The sequence below is a fragment of the Hungatella sp. SL.1.14 genome, from assembly GCF_024460495.1.
GTDB classification, from domain to species: Bacteria; Bacillota; Clostridia; order Lachnospirales; family Lachnospiraceae; genus Hungatella; species Hungatella hathewayi.
Map to the genome: position 1 here is coordinate 1 of NZ_JANFYJ010000011.1, position 17,573 is coordinate 17,573.

15 protein-coding genes, 8 tRNA genes and 1 rRNA gene are annotated in these 17,573 nt (G+C 49.2%); 20 read left to right on the forward strand and 4 right to left on the reverse strand.

The genetic code is table 11. The features are described 5' to 3' along the window. From NE473_RS13190 to NE473_RS13225, 8 genes are all read left to right on the forward strand, one after another. A 23S ribosomal RNA gene (locus tag NE473_RS13190) occupies positions 1-112 on the forward strand; the annotation flags it as partial. A gap of 106 nt (positions 113-218) precedes the next feature. Beyond that, positions 219-291: transfer RNA gene (locus NE473_RS13195), tRNA-Asn, on the forward strand. 49 nt (positions 292-340) lie between these two features. Then, a tRNA-Glu gene (locus NE473_RS13200) sits at positions 341-412 on the forward strand. Between the two features lie 38 nt (positions 413-450). Further along, a tRNA-Thr gene (locus tag NE473_RS13205) sits at positions 451-523 on the forward strand. A 37-nt stretch (positions 524-560) separates the two neighbouring features. Further along, positions 561-634 (forward strand) — tRNA-Ile (locus NE473_RS13210). Between the two features lie 28 nt (positions 635-662). Further along, positions 663-736 (forward strand) — tRNA-Asp (locus tag NE473_RS13215). Between the two features lie 72 nt (positions 737-808). Then, positions 809-881: transfer RNA gene (locus NE473_RS13220), tRNA-Val, on the forward strand. Between the two features lie 22 nt (positions 882-903). Beyond that, positions 904-989: transfer RNA gene (locus NE473_RS13225), tRNA-Leu, on the forward strand. Positions 990-1,088: 99 nt separating this feature from the next. Here the strand turns inward: NE473_RS13225 and NE473_RS13230 are convergent. Continuing rightward, positions 1,089-1,913: a C45 family peptidase gene (locus tag NE473_RS13230; RefSeq protein WP_055649841.1), complete on the reverse strand. Its 825-nt coding sequence runs from the start codon at positions 1,911-1,913 to the stop codon at positions 1,089-1,091. A 231-nt stretch (positions 1,914-2,144) separates the two neighbouring features. After that, positions 2,145-2,543, reverse strand: coding sequence for a PaaI family thioesterase (locus tag NE473_RS13235; RefSeq protein WP_055649842.1), 399 nt, complete (start codon positions 2,541-2,543; stop codon positions 2,145-2,147). A gap of 250 nt (positions 2,544-2,793) precedes the next feature. On the opposite strand from NE473_RS13235, the gene NE473_RS13240 reads away from it, so the two are divergent. From NE473_RS13240 to NE473_RS13280, 9 genes are all read left to right on the forward strand, one after another. Then, positions 2,794-3,978, forward strand: coding sequence for an acyl-CoA dehydrogenase family protein (locus tag NE473_RS13240; protein WP_022032660.1), 1,185 nt, complete (start codon positions 2,794-2,796; stop codon positions 3,976-3,978). Between the two features lie 122 nt (positions 3,979-4,100). Further along, entirely contained in the window at positions 4,101-5,327 is a 1,227-nt protein-coding gene (locus tag NE473_RS13245; protein ID WP_055649843.1) for a CaiB/BaiF CoA transferase family protein, read from the forward strand. 39 nt (positions 5,328-5,366) lie between these two features. Beyond that, positions 5,367-6,509, forward strand: coding sequence for an acyl-CoA dehydrogenase family protein (locus NE473_RS13250; protein ID WP_022032658.1), 1,143 nt, complete (start codon positions 5,367-5,369; stop codon positions 6,507-6,509). 21 nt (positions 6,510-6,530) lie between these two features. Further along, the gene (locus NE473_RS13255) at positions 6,531-7,319 is read left to right on the forward strand and encodes an electron transfer flavoprotein subunit beta/FixA family protein (RefSeq protein ID WP_055649844.1); all 789 of its coding nucleotides are present in this window, start codon (positions 6,531-6,533) and stop codon (positions 7,317-7,319) included. Between the two features lie 25 nt (positions 7,320-7,344). After that, positions 7,345-8,355 carry an electron transfer flavoprotein subunit alpha/FixB family protein gene (locus NE473_RS13260; RefSeq protein WP_022032656.1) on the forward strand — a complete coding sequence of 337 codons (1,011 nt, stop codon included), beginning with the start codon at positions 7,345-7,347 and terminating at the stop codon, positions 8,353-8,355. Between the two features lie 88 nt (positions 8,356-8,443). Next, positions 8,444-10,138, forward strand: a complete 1,695-nt coding sequence (locus tag NE473_RS13265) for an AMP-binding protein (protein ID WP_055649845.1) — start codon at positions 8,444-8,446, stop codon at positions 10,136-10,138. Beyond that, positions 10,131-10,688 carry a hypothetical protein gene (locus tag NE473_RS13270; RefSeq protein WP_055649846.1) on the forward strand — a complete coding sequence of 186 codons (558 nt, stop codon included), beginning with the start codon at positions 10,131-10,133 and terminating at the stop codon, positions 10,686-10,688. Before NE473_RS13265 ends, NE473_RS13270 begins: the two co-directional genes overlap by 8 nt. Positions 10,689-10,772: 84 nt before the next feature. Next, positions 10,773-12,083: an SLC5/6 family protein gene (locus tag NE473_RS13275; protein ID WP_242866105.1), complete on the forward strand. Its 1,311-nt coding sequence runs from the start codon at positions 10,773-10,775 to the stop codon at positions 12,081-12,083. A 20-nt stretch (positions 12,084-12,103) separates the two neighbouring features. Continuing rightward, positions 12,104-13,405 (forward strand): GntP family permease, encoded by a 1,302-nt coding sequence (locus NE473_RS13280; RefSeq protein ID WP_006770739.1) that lies wholly within the window; start codon positions 12,104-12,106, stop codon positions 13,403-13,405. Between the two features lie 117 nt (positions 13,406-13,522). On the opposite strand, the gene NE473_RS13285 is transcribed toward NE473_RS13280, so the two are convergent. Further along, positions 13,523-14,410 carry a LysR family transcriptional regulator gene (locus tag NE473_RS13285; protein WP_006770743.1) on the reverse strand — a complete coding sequence of 296 codons (888 nt, stop codon included), beginning with the start codon at positions 14,408-14,410 and terminating at the stop codon, positions 13,523-13,525. Positions 14,411-14,634: 224 nt separating this feature from the next. On the opposite strand from NE473_RS13285, the gene NE473_RS13290 reads away from it, so the two are divergent. After that, on the forward strand, positions 14,635-15,636 hold the full coding sequence (locus NE473_RS13290; protein WP_070102782.1) for an MBL fold metallo-hydrolase: 1,002 nt from the start codon (positions 14,635-14,637) through the stop codon (positions 15,634-15,636). Positions 15,637-15,917: 281 nt separating this feature from the next. After that, positions 15,918-15,991, forward strand: a tRNA-Arg gene (locus NE473_RS13295). Positions 15,992-16,069: 78 nt separating this feature from the next. On the opposite strand, the gene NE473_RS13300 is transcribed toward NE473_RS13295, so the two are convergent. Next, a complete protein-coding gene (locus NE473_RS13300; RefSeq protein ID WP_055649847.1) occupies positions 16,070-16,780 on the reverse strand; it encodes an ATP-binding protein in 711 nt (236 codons plus the stop codon). 140 nt (positions 16,781-16,920) lie between these two features. Here NE473_RS13300 and NE473_RS13305 point away from each other — a divergent pair, with 140 nt between their 5' ends. Next, entirely contained in the window at positions 16,921-17,571 is a 651-nt protein-coding gene (locus tag NE473_RS13305; RefSeq protein ID WP_006770748.1) for a Crp/Fnr family transcriptional regulator, read from the forward strand. The last annotated feature ends 2 nt before the right edge of the window (positions 17,572-17,573 follow it).

Genomic DNA, 17,573 nt, shown 5'->3' on the forward strand with positions numbered 1-17,573 from the left:
TATCCCATCGCAAGAGTAAGACCCCTTGAAGACGACGAGGTAGATAGGGCAGAGGTGGAAGTGCGGTAACGTATGGAGCTGACTGTCACTAATAGGTCGAGGGCTTAACCAAGTTGGTTTAGGAAAAAGAGGAAATAAGAACGGATGAAAAGATATGTACAATGTGTGGTTTTGAGGGTATATGCCTTGCCAAAAGGATTATCTTCATGGTATAATAATCCTCGATAGCTCAGTCGGTAGAGCACGCGGCTGTTAACCGCGCTGTCGTAGGTTCAAGTCCTACTCGGGGAGTTTAGAAATACTGATAAGTATTTCTAACGCATCAGATGCGAATTAATAAGGCCCCATGGTCAAGCGGTTAAGACATCGCCCTTTCACGGCGGTAACACGAGTTCGAATCTCGTTGGGGTCACTTATTCCACCGGATATCAGTGAGGCGGAATGGAATATGCCGATGTGGCTCAATTGGCAGAGCAGCTGATTTGTAATCAGCAGGTTATCGGTTCGAGTCCGATCATCGGCTTTGTAACAACTAAATAGTAATCAGATTACAATATTTAGGACCTTTAGCTCAGTTGGTTAGAGCAACCGGCTCATAACCGGTCGGTCCTGGGTTCGAGTCCCCGAAGGTCCACTAACACTGAACTAAATATTTGAAATCTGGCCTGGTGGCTCAGCTGGTTAGAGCGCCGCCCTGTCACGGCGGAGGTCGTGGGTTCGAATCCCATCCGGGTCGTTTGCATGAAATCGTTGATGCAGCATTTATTACCAGCATATGTTGTATTGTTTCAATGCATGTTACAAAAAAGGGATCTTAGCTCAGCTGGGAGAGCATCTGCCTTACAAGCAGAGGGTCACAGGTTCGAGCCCTGTAGGTCCCATTTTCATGAGAAATCATGATATGCCGGCGTGGCGGAACTGGCAGACGCACAGGACTTAAAATCCTGCGGGCCTAATCGCCCGTACCGGTTCGATTCCGGTCGCCGGCATGAATTAAAAGCTTGAAATTCTCTGTTTCAGAGGGTTTCAAGCTTTTTTGTATTTGGCGGGCCATGCCCTGTTATTCAGGAATTTCCATGGTATGGTTTTCACTTATATAAGCGAAGAAGATCATTCACAAGTACTTCTTCCTTTGTAAATGGAATTTTATGATTGCTTAAGAATCCATCGGTTGACTGGATTGTTTTTTCGATAACAGAGATTTTCCATTTTTTGCTTAAATCTTTTTTAAAACTGATATAAATTTCGTTTTTTAATGGTTCATATACGATGGAACACAGCGTATTCTTCTGACTGGTTCTACTTAAAACTTCAAAGGCTTCATTTATTCCAAAGCTTTGAATATGCTTCTGTATAGATTCATAGGCACAAACATATCTGTCAGCTCCGATCCCGGACACTTTACGATAATCTTCGTCTTTAAAATTCCCATTTGGAAAATTAGTCATGACAATAAAATCATCAGAAATAGGGCTTATTCTATTTGTATCCCCTCCTTCTTCCAGAATAAATGCATCACCACTTTTATCAGCAATCATAGTATGCAGCCCTAAATTGGGGTACAGTGGATTTCTGGGATACGAGATCACTCTTTTATTGAGAATTTCGAAAGAATCAGATGATTTTTTTGCTTTCTTTAGTACTTCATCGAGAAGATCAAAGGCATACCAATCATTTTCATCACAGCCTGATTGAAAGTCCGGACCATAATCTACTGCCTGTGTGCAGATAAAAAGGCCTTCGCTGTTAAAACCGGCGATATCCCTGTATTTGTTTTCTAACAGGGCTGAAAAGTAAAATAAGTCCCTGTCGTGATAACGATTGATTTTTAGTTTTAAAGCGATTTCATCGGTATCGAAATTCATACCGTAAATTGCCTTTTTCTGATGGTATACTGCAAAACTTGTACACATTTTAGAGCCTCCTTTTCATACATAAGTATGTCATATAATATGCTTAGAGCATTTTGAAATTATTACGCTGTTTTACCATTGGATTCACCACTTTCTTAAGTTTCTATCTATATGATATCATTGGCATCTTACTGGTTCAACCTACAACATGTTTCTGAAGCGAAAATGCGCTGCTTAAGCTTATATGGTGTACTAATTTGGTTCTGAAATGTATGACAGCCGGATGGAGTACTAGACCGGTGCGATTAAAAACATCGTAAAGTTTGCGGATGCCACCAGCTTGTCGGCGTCATTGGTGACGGTTACCTGATTGACAACGGTTTTCCTGCCTTTGTGTATGGCGTTGGATTCTATATAGATGGTTCCGGTATTTACCCCTCTTAAAAAATTGATGCTGCTGCATTCCGTGACATTGGTGGTCTCATAGGCGTAAGTGGACATTCCTGCGGCCATATCGCAGAGAGAGAATAAAAATCCACCGTGAACATTTCCGTAAAGGTTTAAGGCTTCCTGAGTAATTTCCATGGAGAGTTTCGCATGGCCCGGAGAGATCTCCAGAAGCCTGGCGTTTTCTATGCCTCCGATTGGATGAATATGTCTCAGGATGCCGTCCATTATCTCTGATCTCATATATGCATACCTCCTCGTTATGAGCACTTAGCGGACGTCTTTTCGAGCTTAGTGCAGTGACTCCAAGCTATACTATATCATTGCAAAAATCCATTTACAACGGAAAAAAGGAATTATAGGTTTTAACTATCAATTATCGGAATTATCGCGGTCAGGACCGATTGGATATTTCCTTCGCTGCAGGCTATAATGGATTTATCAAGATTGTTAAAAAAATATTTAACAACAATAAAGAAGGAGGATATATCAAATGAGCAAATTATCCAATGAAGAATTCCAGGCGTATTTAAAGCAGATCCGTGAGCTGGCAGAGGGGCCCCTTGAGGAAATCCAGAAGGAAGTGGAAGTAACCAATAAGTTTCCTCAGGAGTTCTATGATTTGGCAATCCAGAACGATTTATACCGTTGCTCCCTTCCGGAAGAGTACGGCGGATACGGATTGAATGAACTGGAAATTTTACAGGTTCAGGAAGAGTTCTCCAGAGGACCGGGCGGAATGAGAATGCATCTTCACTATGCAATGGATTTGAACTGGAGAATTCTCGATGATTACGGCAGTGAAGAAGTAAAGGCAGAGTATATGCCGAAGTTCCAGAACAAAGAGGTATTTACCTGCTTCGCACTGACAGAGGCGACGGGAGGTACCGGCGCTGACTTACATACCATTGCAGTGAAAGACGGCGATTCCTACGTTTTAAACGGTGAAAAGACACTGATTTCCCATACCGACTGCTGCGAATTTGCTTACGTAATCGCGGTGACTAATCCGGAGTCCGATAAGAATGACAGACTGTCCGCATTCTTTGTACCGATGGACGCTCCAGGATTTGAGGTAATCAACATGCCTCATATGATGGGATGCCGCGGAGCCGGCCATGGCGAACTGAAATTTACTGACTGCCGCATCGATAAGAAGTACCTCTTAGGCAAAGAGGGTCAGGGACTGGAGATTGCCATGCACTCCTTATCCGTATCCCGTGCTCATATCGCTGCCAGCAACTTAGGTATGGCACAGAGAATGCTGGAACTGTCCTTACAGTATGCCGCTGACCGCGTAACCTTCGGAAAGCCGATCGGAACCCGTCAGGCAATCCGCTGCAAGATTGCCGATATGTCCATGATGGTACACGCTCTTCGCTGCATGGTTTACGATTTTGCTAAATCATACATGGAGAATCCGACTGGAGAATATATCGAAGAAAAAGCTGCCATGTGTAAGCTGTACAGTATCGATACAACCAGAAGAGTCAGTGATGAAATGCTGGAAATCTTTGGTGGTGTCGGATACTTTGAAGACTGCAAGTACGGCCCGGTTGAACGTCTCTACCGTGACTGCCGCGCGATGTGGTTAGAGGAAGGGGCCCCGACCGTACAGAGAATTACAATTTCCAGAAATACCATTAAGCACGGTGCTCATATCGAATACGTAATCTAACCCTTACCGAACGATGCTCCGGGCAAACCGTTTTGACATCGAAGATATCTGACACAAAAGGGTCATCAGGTTCAACATACTCCGGACCTGGAGACCCTTTTCCCATATATGGAGGAAGAAGAATGAAACCATTAGAAGGCGTAAAAGTAGTGGATTTAACCACGTATCTGGCGGCTCCTACGACGGTTCGCGTACTTGGCGAATGGGGAGCCGACTGTATCAAGATCGAATCACACAAAGGAGATCCTGCCAGGACTCAGGGCGCCGTGTTTAATATGCCGTTTACCGATGACGAGAATCTGGCCTTTGATGTGGCAAACTTAAATAAGAAATTTATCACTCTGAACCTGAAGACAGAAAAGGGGCTGGAGGTTTGTTATAAGCTTCTGGAGGAAGCCGACGTATTCGTGACCAATACGAGAACGAAGTCCCTGGTAAAGCTGGGACTGGACTACGATACCTTAAAAGAAAAGTTTCCGAAGCTGATATTTGCCCAGGTTTTAGGATACGGCGAAAAAGGGCCGGAGAAGGATACGGCGGGCTTTGATGTGACCTGTTACATGGCGAGAGGCGGCGTATTCGGAACTACGGTAAACCGCGGTGACGCACCTATGATACCTACCAACGGGTTTGGCGATTTTCAGGTAGCTATGGCGCTGGCTTCCGGTATCTGTGCGGCTCTGTACCGCAGGGAAAAATCCGGAGAGGGAGACAAGGTCACCATCGGACTGCATCACGCGGCTGTTTATGCGCTGAGCACCGGCCTGATCTCCGCACAGTACGGAAACCAGTACCCGAAGAGCAGAAAAGAAGTTCCCAATCCATTTAACAATGTGTTCCGAACCAGGGACAACAAGTGGGTCTGCATCTGCTGTCCGGAGTACGACCGTGATTATGAAAAAATGTTCACGCTTCTGGGCTGTCCGGAAATGCTGGAAAAAGAGCAGTACCGTCACTGCGCGGATGTCAACAACAACCATTTAAATAAAGAAGTGACCGATGTGCTGGATGCAGCCATTGCAAAGATCGACAGAGAAGACTTAATGAAGATGTTAAAGGCGAATGATATGCCGTGTGAAGCCGCCTATGAACCATTGGATATCTATGAGGATGAGCAGGCCTGGGCCAACGATGTGCTGACAAAGATTCCTTATCCGTCAGGCGGAAAGATCATGCCCACCAACCCCGTAGGCTTCGCATCTCTGGGCAAACCGGACTATGTGATCGGAGGCATGCAGGGCGCCCATACGGTGGAGATTATGAAGCAGCTGGGATACAGTGACGAACAGATCGGGGAAATCATTGCATCCGGAGCAGCAGAAGGCGCGACAGGACTGAAACCACTGTAATGTAAAACGACCAACCAGAAAGGGGAAAGTGAAAATAACATGAGCTTACTTTACACCGATGAACAGAAAGCACTGCTTGCTCTCGTAAGGGAGATGGCGGAAAATGAAATAAAACCTCATGTAAAGGACGCGGACGAGAAAGGGGAGTGTCCGAGAGAGCTGTTTCAATGGGGATTTGATATGGGACTTCACATGCTGGAAATCCCGGAGGAATACGGCGGAACCGGTTTAAGCTATGAGACCACCGCCATGATTTTTGAGGAGCTGGCAAAGGTGGACGCGGGCTACGCCATCACCTTTGTAACCACGTTCGTGGCACTTAGAAATGTAATCCTTGCAGGGACAAAGGAGCAGGGACAGTATTTTGCGGATAAGATTGCCCCCGGCGGATTTGCCGGATTTGCCCTGACGGAGCCCAACGCCGGTTCCGATCCTGCGGCGATGCGCGCCACCGCTGTGAAGGACGGGGATGAGTACATTTTAAACGGTACAAAGACGTTCATCACCAACGGGGCCCTGGCAGATGTCTTTGTGGGATTCTTTAAGACGGATCCGGCGGCAGGCCACAGAGGAATATCAGCATTTATTGTTGACGCGGATGCAGCCGGTGTTACTGTGGGAGCACACGAGAATAAGATGGGACTCAGACTGTCGAATACAACGGATTTGATCTTTGAAAATGTCCGGGTCAGGGCATCCGCCATGGTAGGCCCTGAGGGATCAGGCTTTAAGCTGGCTTTAAACGCTCTCAACTTATCCAGAGCCTTTGTGGCAACCCTGGCTGTCGGAATCATGCAGCGTGCACTGGATGAATCCGTGAAGTATGCCAGAGAAAGAAAGCAGTTTAATACTCCTATTATTAAATTCCAGATGGTACAGCAGATGCTGGCTGACATGGCAATCAAAATTGAAGCATCCAGATGCCTGGTCAACAATACCATGCGGATGATGGATCAGGGAATCATGGTGCAGAAGGAAGGCTCCATCTGTAAGACCTTTGTGTCCGACTGTGCTCAGGAGGTGACCTCCAATGCGGTCCAGATCTTTGGCGGATACGGCTACAGCAGGGAGTATCCGGTAGAAAAACTGATGAGGGACTGCAAGGTATTCCAGATTTTTGAGGGAGCAAACCAGATTCAGAGGATGACCATTGCAGGTGTGTTGGAAAAGGAATATAAGTAAAAACTGCCAGGAGGGATGAAGATGAATATCGTTGTTTGTATAAAACAGGTTCCGGATACCACTGAGATCAAGATCGATCCGGTGAAAAATACGCTGATTCGTACCGGCGTACCGAGTATCATGAACCCTTTTGATAAAAATGCACTGGAAACAGGCCTTCAGCTGAAGGACCGCTATGGTGGAAAAGTGACCGTGATTTCCATGGGACCGCCTCAGGCGAAGGCAGTGCTCCGGGAAGCGCTGGCCATGGGCGCAGATGAAGCGTATCTCGTTACCGACCGCGCCTTCGGCGGTTCTGATACGTACGCCACCAGTTATATTCTGTCTCAGGCGATTCAGATGCTGGGTGAATTTGATGTAATCCTGGGCGGCAAACAGGCCATCGACGGAGATACGGGACAGACGGCCCCCAGTATTGCAGAACATTTGGGCGCGGTCAGGCTGACGTATATTCTCGATATGGAGGTCGAGGGCGATAAGGTGATCGCCAGGCGCCAGGTGGAAGAGGGCGTGGAGATCATAGAGGCCAGCCTTCCGGTGCTTTGCACTGCGACAAAGGAGAGCAATAAGCCCAGATATGCTACCATCAAAGGCGTTCTTACTTCCTTAAAAGCAGAGATCGGAGAGATCACTCTGGCGAGCCTGCCAGGGTCCGATACGACCAAGATGGGGTTAAAGGGGTCCCCCACAAAGGTAAAAGCAACTTTTACACCAAAGAGAAATGCTAACTGTATGAACATTGAAGGCAGCAGCCCGGCGGAGACCGCAGGGACCCTGATTGACAGGCTGGCAGAGGCAAAGGTACTTTAAGGACGGCAAAAGGAGGTCGCGAGAGATGAGTTTTGATACATGTAAGGACGTATGGGTATTTATCGAATGCTTCCAGGGGCAGCCTAAAAGCGTGGGCCTTGAGCTGCTTGGCCAGGGGCGAAAGCTGGCGGATGGCTTAAAGCAGAAGTTATGTGCCGTAGTCATCGCAAAGGATGTGGATGAGGCGGTGAAGGAGGCCGGAGAGTACGGCGCGGATAAGATTTATGTGGTAAAGGGGGACGAATACGAAAATTACTCCGCTGACGCTTATGGAAATGTATTCTTAAAGCTCTGCGAAAAGTATGAACCCAATACGATTCTGGTGGGGGCAACCGTAAACGGCAGGGATTTGGGCTCGAAGATTGCAGTCAGCCTGCGTACAGGGCTGACTGCAGACTGTACGGCGCTCAGCGTCGACGAGGAGAGCGGTAATGTGGTCTGGGAACGGCCTGCATTTGGCGGAAATCTTTATGCACAGATCCTCTGCAGCGAGACAAGACCGCAGATGGGAACCTGCAGACCGGGGGCGTTTAAAAAGCCGGAAAAGGTGATGGATAACAGACCGGAGATCATTGTGGAGCCCATCCACACACCGGAAAGCGAGATCAGGACGAAGGTGGTTGATTTCATAAAGGCGTGCGAGGACAACGATATCCCGCTTCAGGACGCGGAGGTGATCGTATCCGGCGGCCGCGGTATGAAGAATGGAGAGAATTTCAAAGTATTAAAGGAACTGGCTGACGTGCTTGGCGGAACGGTCGGATGCTCCAGAGCGGCAGTCGATTCAGGGTGGATGCCGCAGTCTAAACAGGTAGGGCAGACGGGCACTACGGTAACTCCGAAGATCTACTTTGCCTGCGCCATATCCGGCGCTGTCCAGCATGTGGCGGGCATGAGCGGTTCCGGAACCATTGTGGCGATCAATAAGGATGATACGGCGCCGATCTTCGAGGTGGCAGATTACGGCATCGTAGGCGATGTGTTTGAGATTGTTCCGGCTCTTGTGAAGGAATTAAAGGCGAGACAGCAGGGGTGATGGAACGGATCTCCGGACATCCCGCAGTACATGCGCGGATGGCGTGCGGTCCGGCAGGAGGCGCACAAAAAGGGATAGGAGACGGGTCATGACTGATGAGATTAAGATCAATGCCATCCAGCGGGAAAAGTATCTTTCCAAAGGTTACTGGAAGGATATTACGCTGCTGGACTGTTGGAGAGAATCCGTGACGAAGTATTCCGAACGGGAATATGTGGTGGATGACAGGGGAAATCGGTATACCTACCGGCAGATGGACGAGGCCGCATCGAAAGTGGCGGCCTTTCTCCGGGAACAGGGGGTTTTGCCGGGAGACGCGGTATCGTTCCAGCTCCCCATCTGGAGCGAGTTCGCGGTGGTGACGATCGCCTGCTTTATGACCGGAGCCGTAGCCCATCCCATCGCCATGTCCTATGAGGAAAAGGAACTGATCCGGAGCATGAATTTAACAGAGTCAAAGGTTTACTTCGGCCCCTCCTTTTTTCATAAGACGGATTATGCGAGCCGGATTCTGGCTGTGAGAGAATCCATTCCGTCGCTGTCCTGTGTCGTCATTGTGGGCGGTGAAAAGCCGGATGCCGGAGCGATCGCCTCGTTTCAGGAAATACTGGACAGATGTGATGCGGGGACCGGGAGTATGGAGACAGACCAGGCGGAGAGCGGGCCGGCAGACTTGGACCGGGCGGAGACCAGGCGGACCGGAGAGGATCTGGCGCTGATACTCTGCACCTCCGGGACGACCAGCGGGACGAAGGGAGTTCTGCTCACCCACAATAATATCCGTTACAGCGAGGAGGTATTTACCAGGGAACTGGGGCTGACCAGTGAGGACATCATGTTCATGCCTGCGCCGTTAAATCATGCAACCGGCTTCCATCACGGGCTGATCGCTCCCATGCTGATCGGAGCGAAAGTGGTGCTTCAGCAGAAGTACCGCTGCCGTGAGGCCATTGATCTGATGAATCGGGAGCGCTGTACTTTTTCTATGGGAGCTACGCCATTTATCTATGATATTCTCCGGGAACTGGAGAACGGCGGCGGAGAACTGCCGTTCCTGAAGCTTTACCTCTGCGGCGGCGCTCCGGTGCCGGGCTATATGGTGCAGAAGGCGTGGAGCTTCGGAATTCTGCTCTGTGAGGTCTACGGTTCGACGGAAAGCGTTCCCCATGTGTTTGTACGGCCCGAGGAGGCGCTTACATTAAACGGAACCACGTCCGGCCGGCCCATCGAAGGCGTTGAGATCCGGGTTGTGGATGACGAGGGTAACGACGTACCGCCCGGGGTACCGGGAGAGGAGCTTTCCAGGGGACCCAATGTGTTTGTGGGATATCTAAAGGATAAAAGAATCACGGACGGCGCGCTGGACGATGACGGCTGGTTTCACAGCGGTGATTTATGCGTCATGGATGAGGCGGGTAATATTCATATTATTGGAAGAAAGAAAGATATGATTGTCCGCGGCGGAGAGAATTTGAATTCCAACGAGATTAATGACCGGCTGGAAGGCTGTCCGGGAATGGGCGACCACACGGTGATCGGAATGCCGGACGACCGGCTGGGCGAGAGAATCTGCGCTTTTGCCGTTCCGCTGCCGGGATTTGAACATTTAAAGCTGGAGGATGTGACCGGATGGCTTTGCCGGAACGGCGTCCCGAAACGGTTCTGGCCGGAGAGACTGGAACTGATCGACCGTATTCCCCATACGGGCAGCGGGAAAGTAAAGAAGTATCTGTTGAAAGAGGAACTGGAAAAGAGAATGGAGGGGCCGGAGCACAATGATTGAACAGAAATTTGGACCGAAAAGATGCCGGGATACCAGAAAACCTCGCGCGGATCAGTGTCCGGAGGTCGTGTTTTACCGCTGCAGAAGCTGTAACAGCTTATTTCCAGTTACCGGGGGCCAGGCGCTTGAGGAGAAGAAGATTTTCTGCTGCAGTGAAGAAGCAGAGCGCCTGGTGCCGACAGACGCCGGGGAGGCAAAGGAGATTTTAGAACTCAGTTACCAGATTACCGGCGGCTATAACGACAACGCGGTAAAGGTATCGTGGAAGACGAAAAAACAGGATTGCGTACCGGAGTGGATCTATTTGAAGACCTTTACGGGCGGTTATTTAAAATATGTGAGGAAGGAAAAACGTTCCCCCATGGTATTTGCACTGGCAGATACGGATGCGTTCTGCTACTGCGATGAAGATCCCTGTCTGGAATGCGTGTTCCGCTGTAAGAGGGGCTTTGCGGTTTACGCATATTCTGAGGGGACCGGACTATTGGAAATGCCGCTGGACAGAATGACGGCACACTGGCAGACACGGGAAAAGGAAGCGGAGAGGTAGGGGATTTTTTTAGATTCTTTTGTTAATAAATTAACAGAACTCATGCAATGATGTCTGTTAAATATAAGCGAGGAGGGTTTACGTATGAAAAGCGAAAATGTTGGAAGCGGTGGGACAGCTGTAGACTGGAGAGCTGTGCTGGTGTTTGTATCCATTGCATTCAGCTCGCAGTGCGGAGGCGGTTTTGCGTCAGGCTCCACACCCTGGACTTATTTTTTCCGGAACACAGGATTTTACGGTATGCTTCCGGAGGTGACACAACCGTACTTCTGTCTGCTTATGCCTCTGGTGGTGGCGGCGATCAACTGCTTTATCATCTATTTTTTCATGAAGTTCGCCATGGATTTCAGAACCTTCGACTATGGGAATTTCCTTGAAAAATACGGCTCCAGATTCTGGGGAGGCGTGCTGGCAAAACCGATGCAGATCGTGTATGAACTGAATTTTAACTGGCTGCTCATCGTATGTATGGCACTGGCCTATTCCACCTCCGGCTCAGCCCTTAAGGAGCTGACGGGGATTCCGTACATATGGACCACATTTATTGTGGGAATTATCATGTTTCTTCTATGTATGAAAGGTACGGAGCTGGTACGGAAAAATGCGGTCTTCATGAGTTCTGTTATCTTTATCGCCCTGGTTGTCGTTCACGTTCCGAACCTTATTTTCAATATCGGAAGCGGAAAACTGGCAAACGAGATGGCTGTTATGAGCAGCAGCATGGAGGCCGGGATCGCATCGGGCGCAGGCAGCTTTTTCAAATATCTTTTCATTGCATTTGTATGGGCCTATATCTTTTCCGGTCAGAATCTGGCTGGATTCGGCGCGTACGTCAATCATGCGCAGCTGTTTGATAATAAGAAAACTCTGCGATGGGCGGTGATCCTGTCCGTGATTGTAAACTGGGTATTCCTGGAGATGAACGCCATAAACCTGGCGGGAAACTACAGTGCGGTTTACGATGGATGGGCAAACGGAAAAGCCGTGTATACAATCATGGTGGTACAGAACGGCTGGGCGGGCGGCGCCGTCAGGGCAATTTCCCTGACGCTGCTTACCATAGCAATCTTTTTTGCAACGATCTCCACGGCGATCAACTATGCACAGGGCTTTAATGACCGCGTTCTGAACTGGTATCAGAAAAAGACCGGGGAAGATCCGAAGGTCTCCGAAGCCAGGCGCAACCGGCGGGGAGCTGTCCTTACTTTTGTCTATATCTGTCTTACCTGGGTGATTTCCCAGGCAGGGCTTACGACCCTGGTATCGAAAGGACTGACTGCGGCATCCTATATCAATTTATTCACCCTCATCCTTCCCACGGTGATGAATGTGATAATCGGATGGCCGGACAGAGAGTATGACAGCGGCAGGAAAGTGCAGGCCGGAACTAAATAATAAATGATGGAGGTGTTTTTATGTTAGCAACAATGGGGCTTATCTTTGCCATTGCGCTTTTAGTAGTCATGATCATCAAGGGGATTGACATGATCTGCGCCACCGTGATAACGGCGGTAATTATCTTATTAAGCAGTCAACTTAGCCTGTCCGACGGTCTTCTTACCACATTTTCCGGCGGTGCCGGAGGTTTCGTAACTTCCTGGTTTCTGATCCTGGGTATGGGAGGTATCTTCGGACAGCTGGTGCTGGAAACCGGACTGGCCACCAAAATTGCCAAATGGCTGACCCAGAAGCTGGGAGCCAGGATGGTGGGCCTGGTCATCCTGATCTGTACCTTTTTTATTACTCTTTTAGGCATCAACGGCTATATCATGGTGTTTGTACTGTATCCGATCGCTGACAATCTGCTTCGTGAAAATAAGATGGACCGCCGGCTGCTTCCGTTTATGCTGCTGGGCGGCGGAGCTTCTGCCAATGGATTTATGTATACCCTGGATATCTGTAATGTCCTTCCCAGCGGATATCTGGGAACGTCACTGGGATCGGCGCCGTTCTTATCCCTGGTATTTACCGCGATTGTGGCTGTGTGTTATTTTGTATATTTCAACTATGCCCAGGCCCAGAGCCACAAGAAGCATACGAATGAGGAGCTGCTGGCCATGTATACCAGCTCCAATAAGGTTATGAGTGATGAAGAGCTGCCCGGCATCGGAATGTCGGTACTGCCGTTTATTGTGGTATTCGGCATCGTAGTGGCCACCTCCAGCTGGGGAACCTCCACGAGTATTCTGTTTTCTTTGACCGTGGGAATCCTGCTGATCATGGCGACCCAGTTTAAACATATCGAGAACATCAAGGCCTCCGCTAAAACGGGCGCGGGATCCGGACTGAATTCCATGCTGACTGTGGCGGCGGTTATGGGACTTTCCAAGGTGCTCAGCCTGTCGCCTGCGTTTCAGGCGCTGCAGCAGGCCGTGTTATCCATGAATATGCCGGTGTACTTAAAGGCGTATTTCGGAACTGCTGTTTTGACCGGTCTGACCGGGTCTGCGATTTCCGGGGAAACGATTTTCCTGGAGAGCTTTGGCCAGGCGTTTGTGGATATGGGGGTCAATGTCCAGGCCCTGCACAGAATCGTGACAGAGTCAGCCCTGATTTTAAATAAGCTGCCGAACTCCTCCGTGGCAATACTAACCATGTCCATCTGCGGTTGCAGCTTAAAAGAAAGTTATAAGCATGTGATTCTGGGGACTATGATCCCGGCGGCAGCAGCAGGTTTGGTGATTGCTTTGATGGCTACCTTTGGTATTACATTTTAGAAAATTGTGAGTATGAGAAAAGGAACCGTTCCTCTGTTCCGAGAGCAGAGGGCGGTTCCTTTTTTGCGTGACAGGACGGTGATCAGGGCAGAACAGAAAGCAATTTTCAAATACGCTCTAGTCCGGCATGTTTAAGCAATTGGCAACCATAAAGTTTGCAAAGGCCTCCACGGCGGAGGTGATGAAGTTTTTCCTGCTGTATACCATGTAGATCATGCGGGTATCTTTGGGGACGTCGAGGAGCCGGACTTTGGAAAGGTTGTTAAACTGCCTTAAATAAGGGGTGTCGGCTACAATGGCTACCTTCGAGGATTTGGATATTCTGCCTGCAATGGAGATTTCATCGTCATAGGAATAGACAGCCTCCACTCCCTTTTCTTTCAGCAGCCTGCGGACGACCTTGCCGATGGGAATCGTATCCCGGTAGGTGGTCAGCCTGTAATCCTTTAAGTCGGACAGATACATGGCGCCCCGGTCTGCCAGCGGGTGGTTGTCCTGGACAATGGCGATCAGTTCCTGATAGGTAATGGGAACAAAGACCAGATCGGGCATGTCATCCACCATGGAACAGAAGCCGATGTCATATTTGCCGCAGGAAACGCCCTGTGCCACCTCAATGGACATTCCGTGGTAGATATTAAGCGTGGCAAGAGGATTCTTCTGCTGATAAAGATCCAGGGCCTCCGGTAAAAAGTCGCCTAACAGGGTAGGAATGCAGCCAATATCGATGGAGCCGCTGATGTGACCGGATTTCTCCTTGATCAGGGAGATGCCGTGTTCCAGGATACTCAGGGATTCGCTGACGTACTGGTAAAACTCTTCTCCGTATTTGGTGAGTTGGATATTACGTCCCTTTTTCTGGAAAAGGGATACCCCGAGTTCCTTTTCCAGAGATGCGATGGAGTCGCTTAAGCTTGGCTGAGTGATGTAAAGCGCTTTGGCTGCCTCGGTGTAGTGCTGAACTTCTGCCAGTTTTCGAAAATAGTACAATTGTGGTAAATTCATAATCCCCTCCAATTAATCGATATATTTATTATACAGGATTAACAATGGAAAAGCCAGTACCTGTATTGGCACCAGCAGCAGTTTTGAAGGTATTGGTAAACCAGAGCCATTGAAAAATCAGGAGAGACCGTGGCAGTCCGGAATTCTATTTGACATTTGTCCGGAAAGTTTTTACAATGGAGATTATTAACGGTAAACAGCAGCGATGTGAGGGGGAGAACGATATGCAGGAAATTTACCACAATATATTTCAGGAGACGATTTCCTATTCTGACCGTCACATGAGTCCGCGCAATCTCTATCTGATCCGGCAGCCGGGACGCAGTCTGATGGTGGATACCTCCTTCCGGTTTGAACGGGACTGGGAGATTCTGCGCAGCATGGTGGAGACGCTGGGAGTCTCCTATAAGGACCTGGACGTGTTCATTACCCACGACCATCCGGATCATACGGGGCTGGTACCGGCTTTGCAGGAGCTTGGAGCCAGCGTGTTTATGAATCCGGAGGAGACCAGGAAGCGGGCAGATCTGCTTCACTGCTATCTGGCGGATGAAGCGTCGCGCATTCAGAATCTGCGTATCGTGGGTGTGACAAAAAAGGATACGCCGGAGGTCTATCAGGCTATTATGGAATATACCGGCCGCGCTTATGCGGAACGTGGAAAAGCCCAGGATTTCAGCTTTATCCCGGTCCATCCCGGCGAGACCCTGGATTATGGGGAGTATGTATTCGATGTCGTTTCTTTAAAGGGCCATACGTTCGGGCAGTGCGGGCTCTATGAGAGGTCACATGGATTCCTGTTTTGCGGGGATCAGATTATGACGACCATTGTGCCGATTGTGGGCAGCCAGCAGAAGGATCTGGGACTTTTAAAATGCTATATGGAGTCCCTTGGCTATATGAAACACCGGTATGCGGACTGTCGGATTCTGCCGTGCCATTACGGTCCCATAGAGGATGTGGGAAAGGAAGCCAACCGGATTATTCTTGGCTATCTGGATAAATGTGAGATCATGAAGAGGATACTGGAAGAGGATGGGGGGCTTATGACCACCCGGGATGTCGGCGTCCGGGCCTACGGAAGAAGCCAGGGGCCGCCGGACTACCGCCATTTCGTCTCCTGTACCCAGATTTGGGCGAAGACATTCTCCTGCCTGGAATTTATGTATGGCGAAGGGCTTGTGGAGAGAATCGCGCGCGATGGGATTATTTACTGGAAATTATGAAAAACGATTGTAAATGTCCCATTTATTCCAATTTTCTTGTCAGCAATGAGTCCTTTGATCCTTGAGGGTTCTAATGAAAGCCCAGATGTCAATGAAAACCGTAAAACAGCCATCGCCATCGGGGAAGCAGCATACCCAATGGCTTTCTCATTATCTACAAGTTTTCTCGGTATAATCGGGACATTTTCATTTGTGAATCACAAAAAATAAAGAAAAAAACAAAAACCAGTTGACAAAATGATTGCTATCGGCTATACTTAATACCGTTGCGAAAGCAATATGCGCCGATAGCTCAGCTGGATAGAGCGTCTGGCTACGGACCAGAAGGCCGCGTGTTCGAATCATGTTCGGCGCATTAATAAAATCAAGGGTTTTAAGTAAAAAAGACATCCGGTTGCGGGTGTCTTTTTTCTATGGTATCTTTAATCTGTCTTTACAGCAAATTCCCATCAATCCCTATGGTAAACACATTACAGGGAATATCTTTCCCGCTGTTTTCGACTGCCCGTTCTACCGCGAACGTTATTCCGCCGCAGCAGGGAACTTCCATGCGGGTTACCGTTATGGAGCGGATGGTATTTTCCCGCAGGATTTCCGTCAGCTTATCGGAGTAATCGGTGTTGTCTAATTTGGGGCAGCCGATCAGGGTGATGTGGTTCCGGATGAAATCGTGATGAAAATTCCCGTAGGTAAAAGCGGTGCAGTCCGCCGCGATCAATAAGTCGGCATTGTCAAAATAGGGAGCGTGGACAGGCGCCAGTTTGATCTGAACAGGCCATTGGGACAGGCAGCCCGGGACTTCTTTTATTCCTGATGGATTCTGAGCGGTGCTGCCGGATAAGGAGCGGGAGGCAGCAGAGGGACAGGCGCAGCTGCTTTCCCGGCCTGCCTGTCCTGCCTGATTCCGGGCCAGTTTGGCCTTCTGTACAGCCGCGTGGTCGTAGGCAGGCGCTTCGCGCTCTGTAAAGGAGATAGCCCCTGCAGGACAGGCCGGCAGACAGTCTCCCAGACCGTCGCAGTAATCCTCTCTTGTCAAAACTGCTTTTCCGTCTGTCATCTGAATCGCGCCCTCGTGGCAGGCTTCGGCACACAGCCCGCAGCCGGTACAGGCATCTGTATCAATGTGAATGATTTTTCTTATCATAGTTTTTTCCTCCTTGACTCGATAGAGGTATCATACTATACTGAAACATAAAAGTATGTTGTTTTTGCAACGAAATAGAAAAGAAATTGTAAAACAGACGGGAAGTAATCGAATAAAAAAGATTGGTGTGGAGGAGTACGATGGTTTCACTGTTTGACGGAATTGAAAATGGGGAACTGGAGCAGCTGCTTCCGTGTCTCGGCGGCAGAAGAGTCCGGTTTGATGAGGGAGATTATATTTTTATGGCAGGAGGCCGGGCGGATCAGGTTGGCATGGTCTTATCGGGCAGTGTGCTGGTGTTTTCCGATGATTTCTGGGGAAACCGGACGATTATGGCCCATGTGGAGCGGGGCGGTCTGTTTGGGGAGGCGTTTTCCTTTGCTCGTGTGGAAGCCCTGCCGGTCAGCGTGACTGCTGCGGAGAAGACTGAGGTGCTCTTTATAAACTGTGAGCGAATGATTACGGTATGTCCGTCCGCATGTGAGTTCCATAACCGTCTGGTCCGTAATATGCTTAAGATCCTGGCGGAAAAGAATATGGCTCTGACACAGAAGATCGGCCATATGGGAAAACGTTCAACCAGGGAAAAGATTCTCTCCTATCTCTCGGAGCAGGCAGGGAAGGCGGGAGGGGAATCCTTTTCTATCCCCTTAAACCGGCAGGAAATGGCGGATTATCTGGCCGTGGACAGGAGCGCCTTGTCGAAGGAGCTGGGGCGGCTTGAGAAGGAAGGGCAGATATCGTTTCACAAGAATCAGTTTCAGCTGTTGAAAGCGCAGCTTCAGGAGTAGTC

Excerpts from the sequence above, each read along its gene's own strand:
- NE473_RS13230 (WP_055649841.1), bottom strand. The coding sequence starts at position 1,913 with ATGTGTACAAGTTTTGCAGTATACCATCAGAAAAAGGCAATTTACGGT.
- NE473_RS13235 (WP_055649842.1), bottom strand. The coding sequence starts at position 2,543 with ATGAGATCAGAGATAATGGACGGCATCCTGAGACATATTCATCCAATC.
- NE473_RS13240 (WP_022032660.1), top strand. The coding sequence starts at position 2,794 with ATGAGCAAATTATCCAATGAAGAATTCCAGGCGTATTTAAAGCAGATC.
- NE473_RS13245 (WP_055649843.1), top strand. The coding sequence starts at position 4,101 with ATGAAACCATTAGAAGGCGTAAAAGTAGTGGATTTAACCACGTATCTG.
- NE473_RS13250 (WP_022032658.1), top strand. The coding sequence starts at position 5,367 with ATGAGCTTACTTTACACCGATGAACAGAAAGCACTGCTTGCTCTCGTA.
- NE473_RS13255 (WP_055649844.1), top strand. The coding sequence starts at position 6,531 with ATGAATATCGTTGTTTGTATAAAACAGGTTCCGGATACCACTGAGATC.
- NE473_RS13260 (WP_022032656.1), top strand. The coding sequence starts at position 7,345 with ATGAGTTTTGATACATGTAAGGACGTATGGGTATTTATCGAATGCTTC.
- NE473_RS13265 (WP_055649845.1), top strand. The coding sequence starts at position 8,444 with ATGACTGATGAGATTAAGATCAATGCCATCCAGCGGGAAAAGTATCTT.
- NE473_RS13270 (WP_055649846.1), top strand. The coding sequence starts at position 10,131 with ATGATTGAACAGAAATTTGGACCGAAAAGATGCCGGGATACCAGAAAA.
- NE473_RS13275 (WP_242866105.1), top strand. The coding sequence starts at position 10,773 with ATGAAAAGCGAAAATGTTGGAAGCGGTGGGACAGCTGTAGACTGGAGA.
- NE473_RS13280 (WP_006770739.1), top strand. The coding sequence starts at position 12,104 with ATGTTAGCAACAATGGGGCTTATCTTTGCCATTGCGCTTTTAGTAGTC.
- NE473_RS13285 (WP_006770743.1), bottom strand. The coding sequence starts at position 14,410 with ATGAATTTACCACAATTGTACTATTTTCGAAAACTGGCAGAAGTTCAG.
- NE473_RS13290 (WP_070102782.1), top strand. The coding sequence starts at position 14,635 with ATGCAGGAAATTTACCACAATATATTTCAGGAGACGATTTCCTATTCT.
- NE473_RS13300 (WP_055649847.1), bottom strand. The coding sequence starts at position 16,780 with ATGATAAGAAAAATCATTCACATTGATACAGATGCCTGTACCGGCTGC.
- NE473_RS13305 (WP_006770748.1), top strand. The coding sequence starts at position 16,921 with ATGGTTTCACTGTTTGACGGAATTGAAAATGGGGAACTGGAGCAGCTG.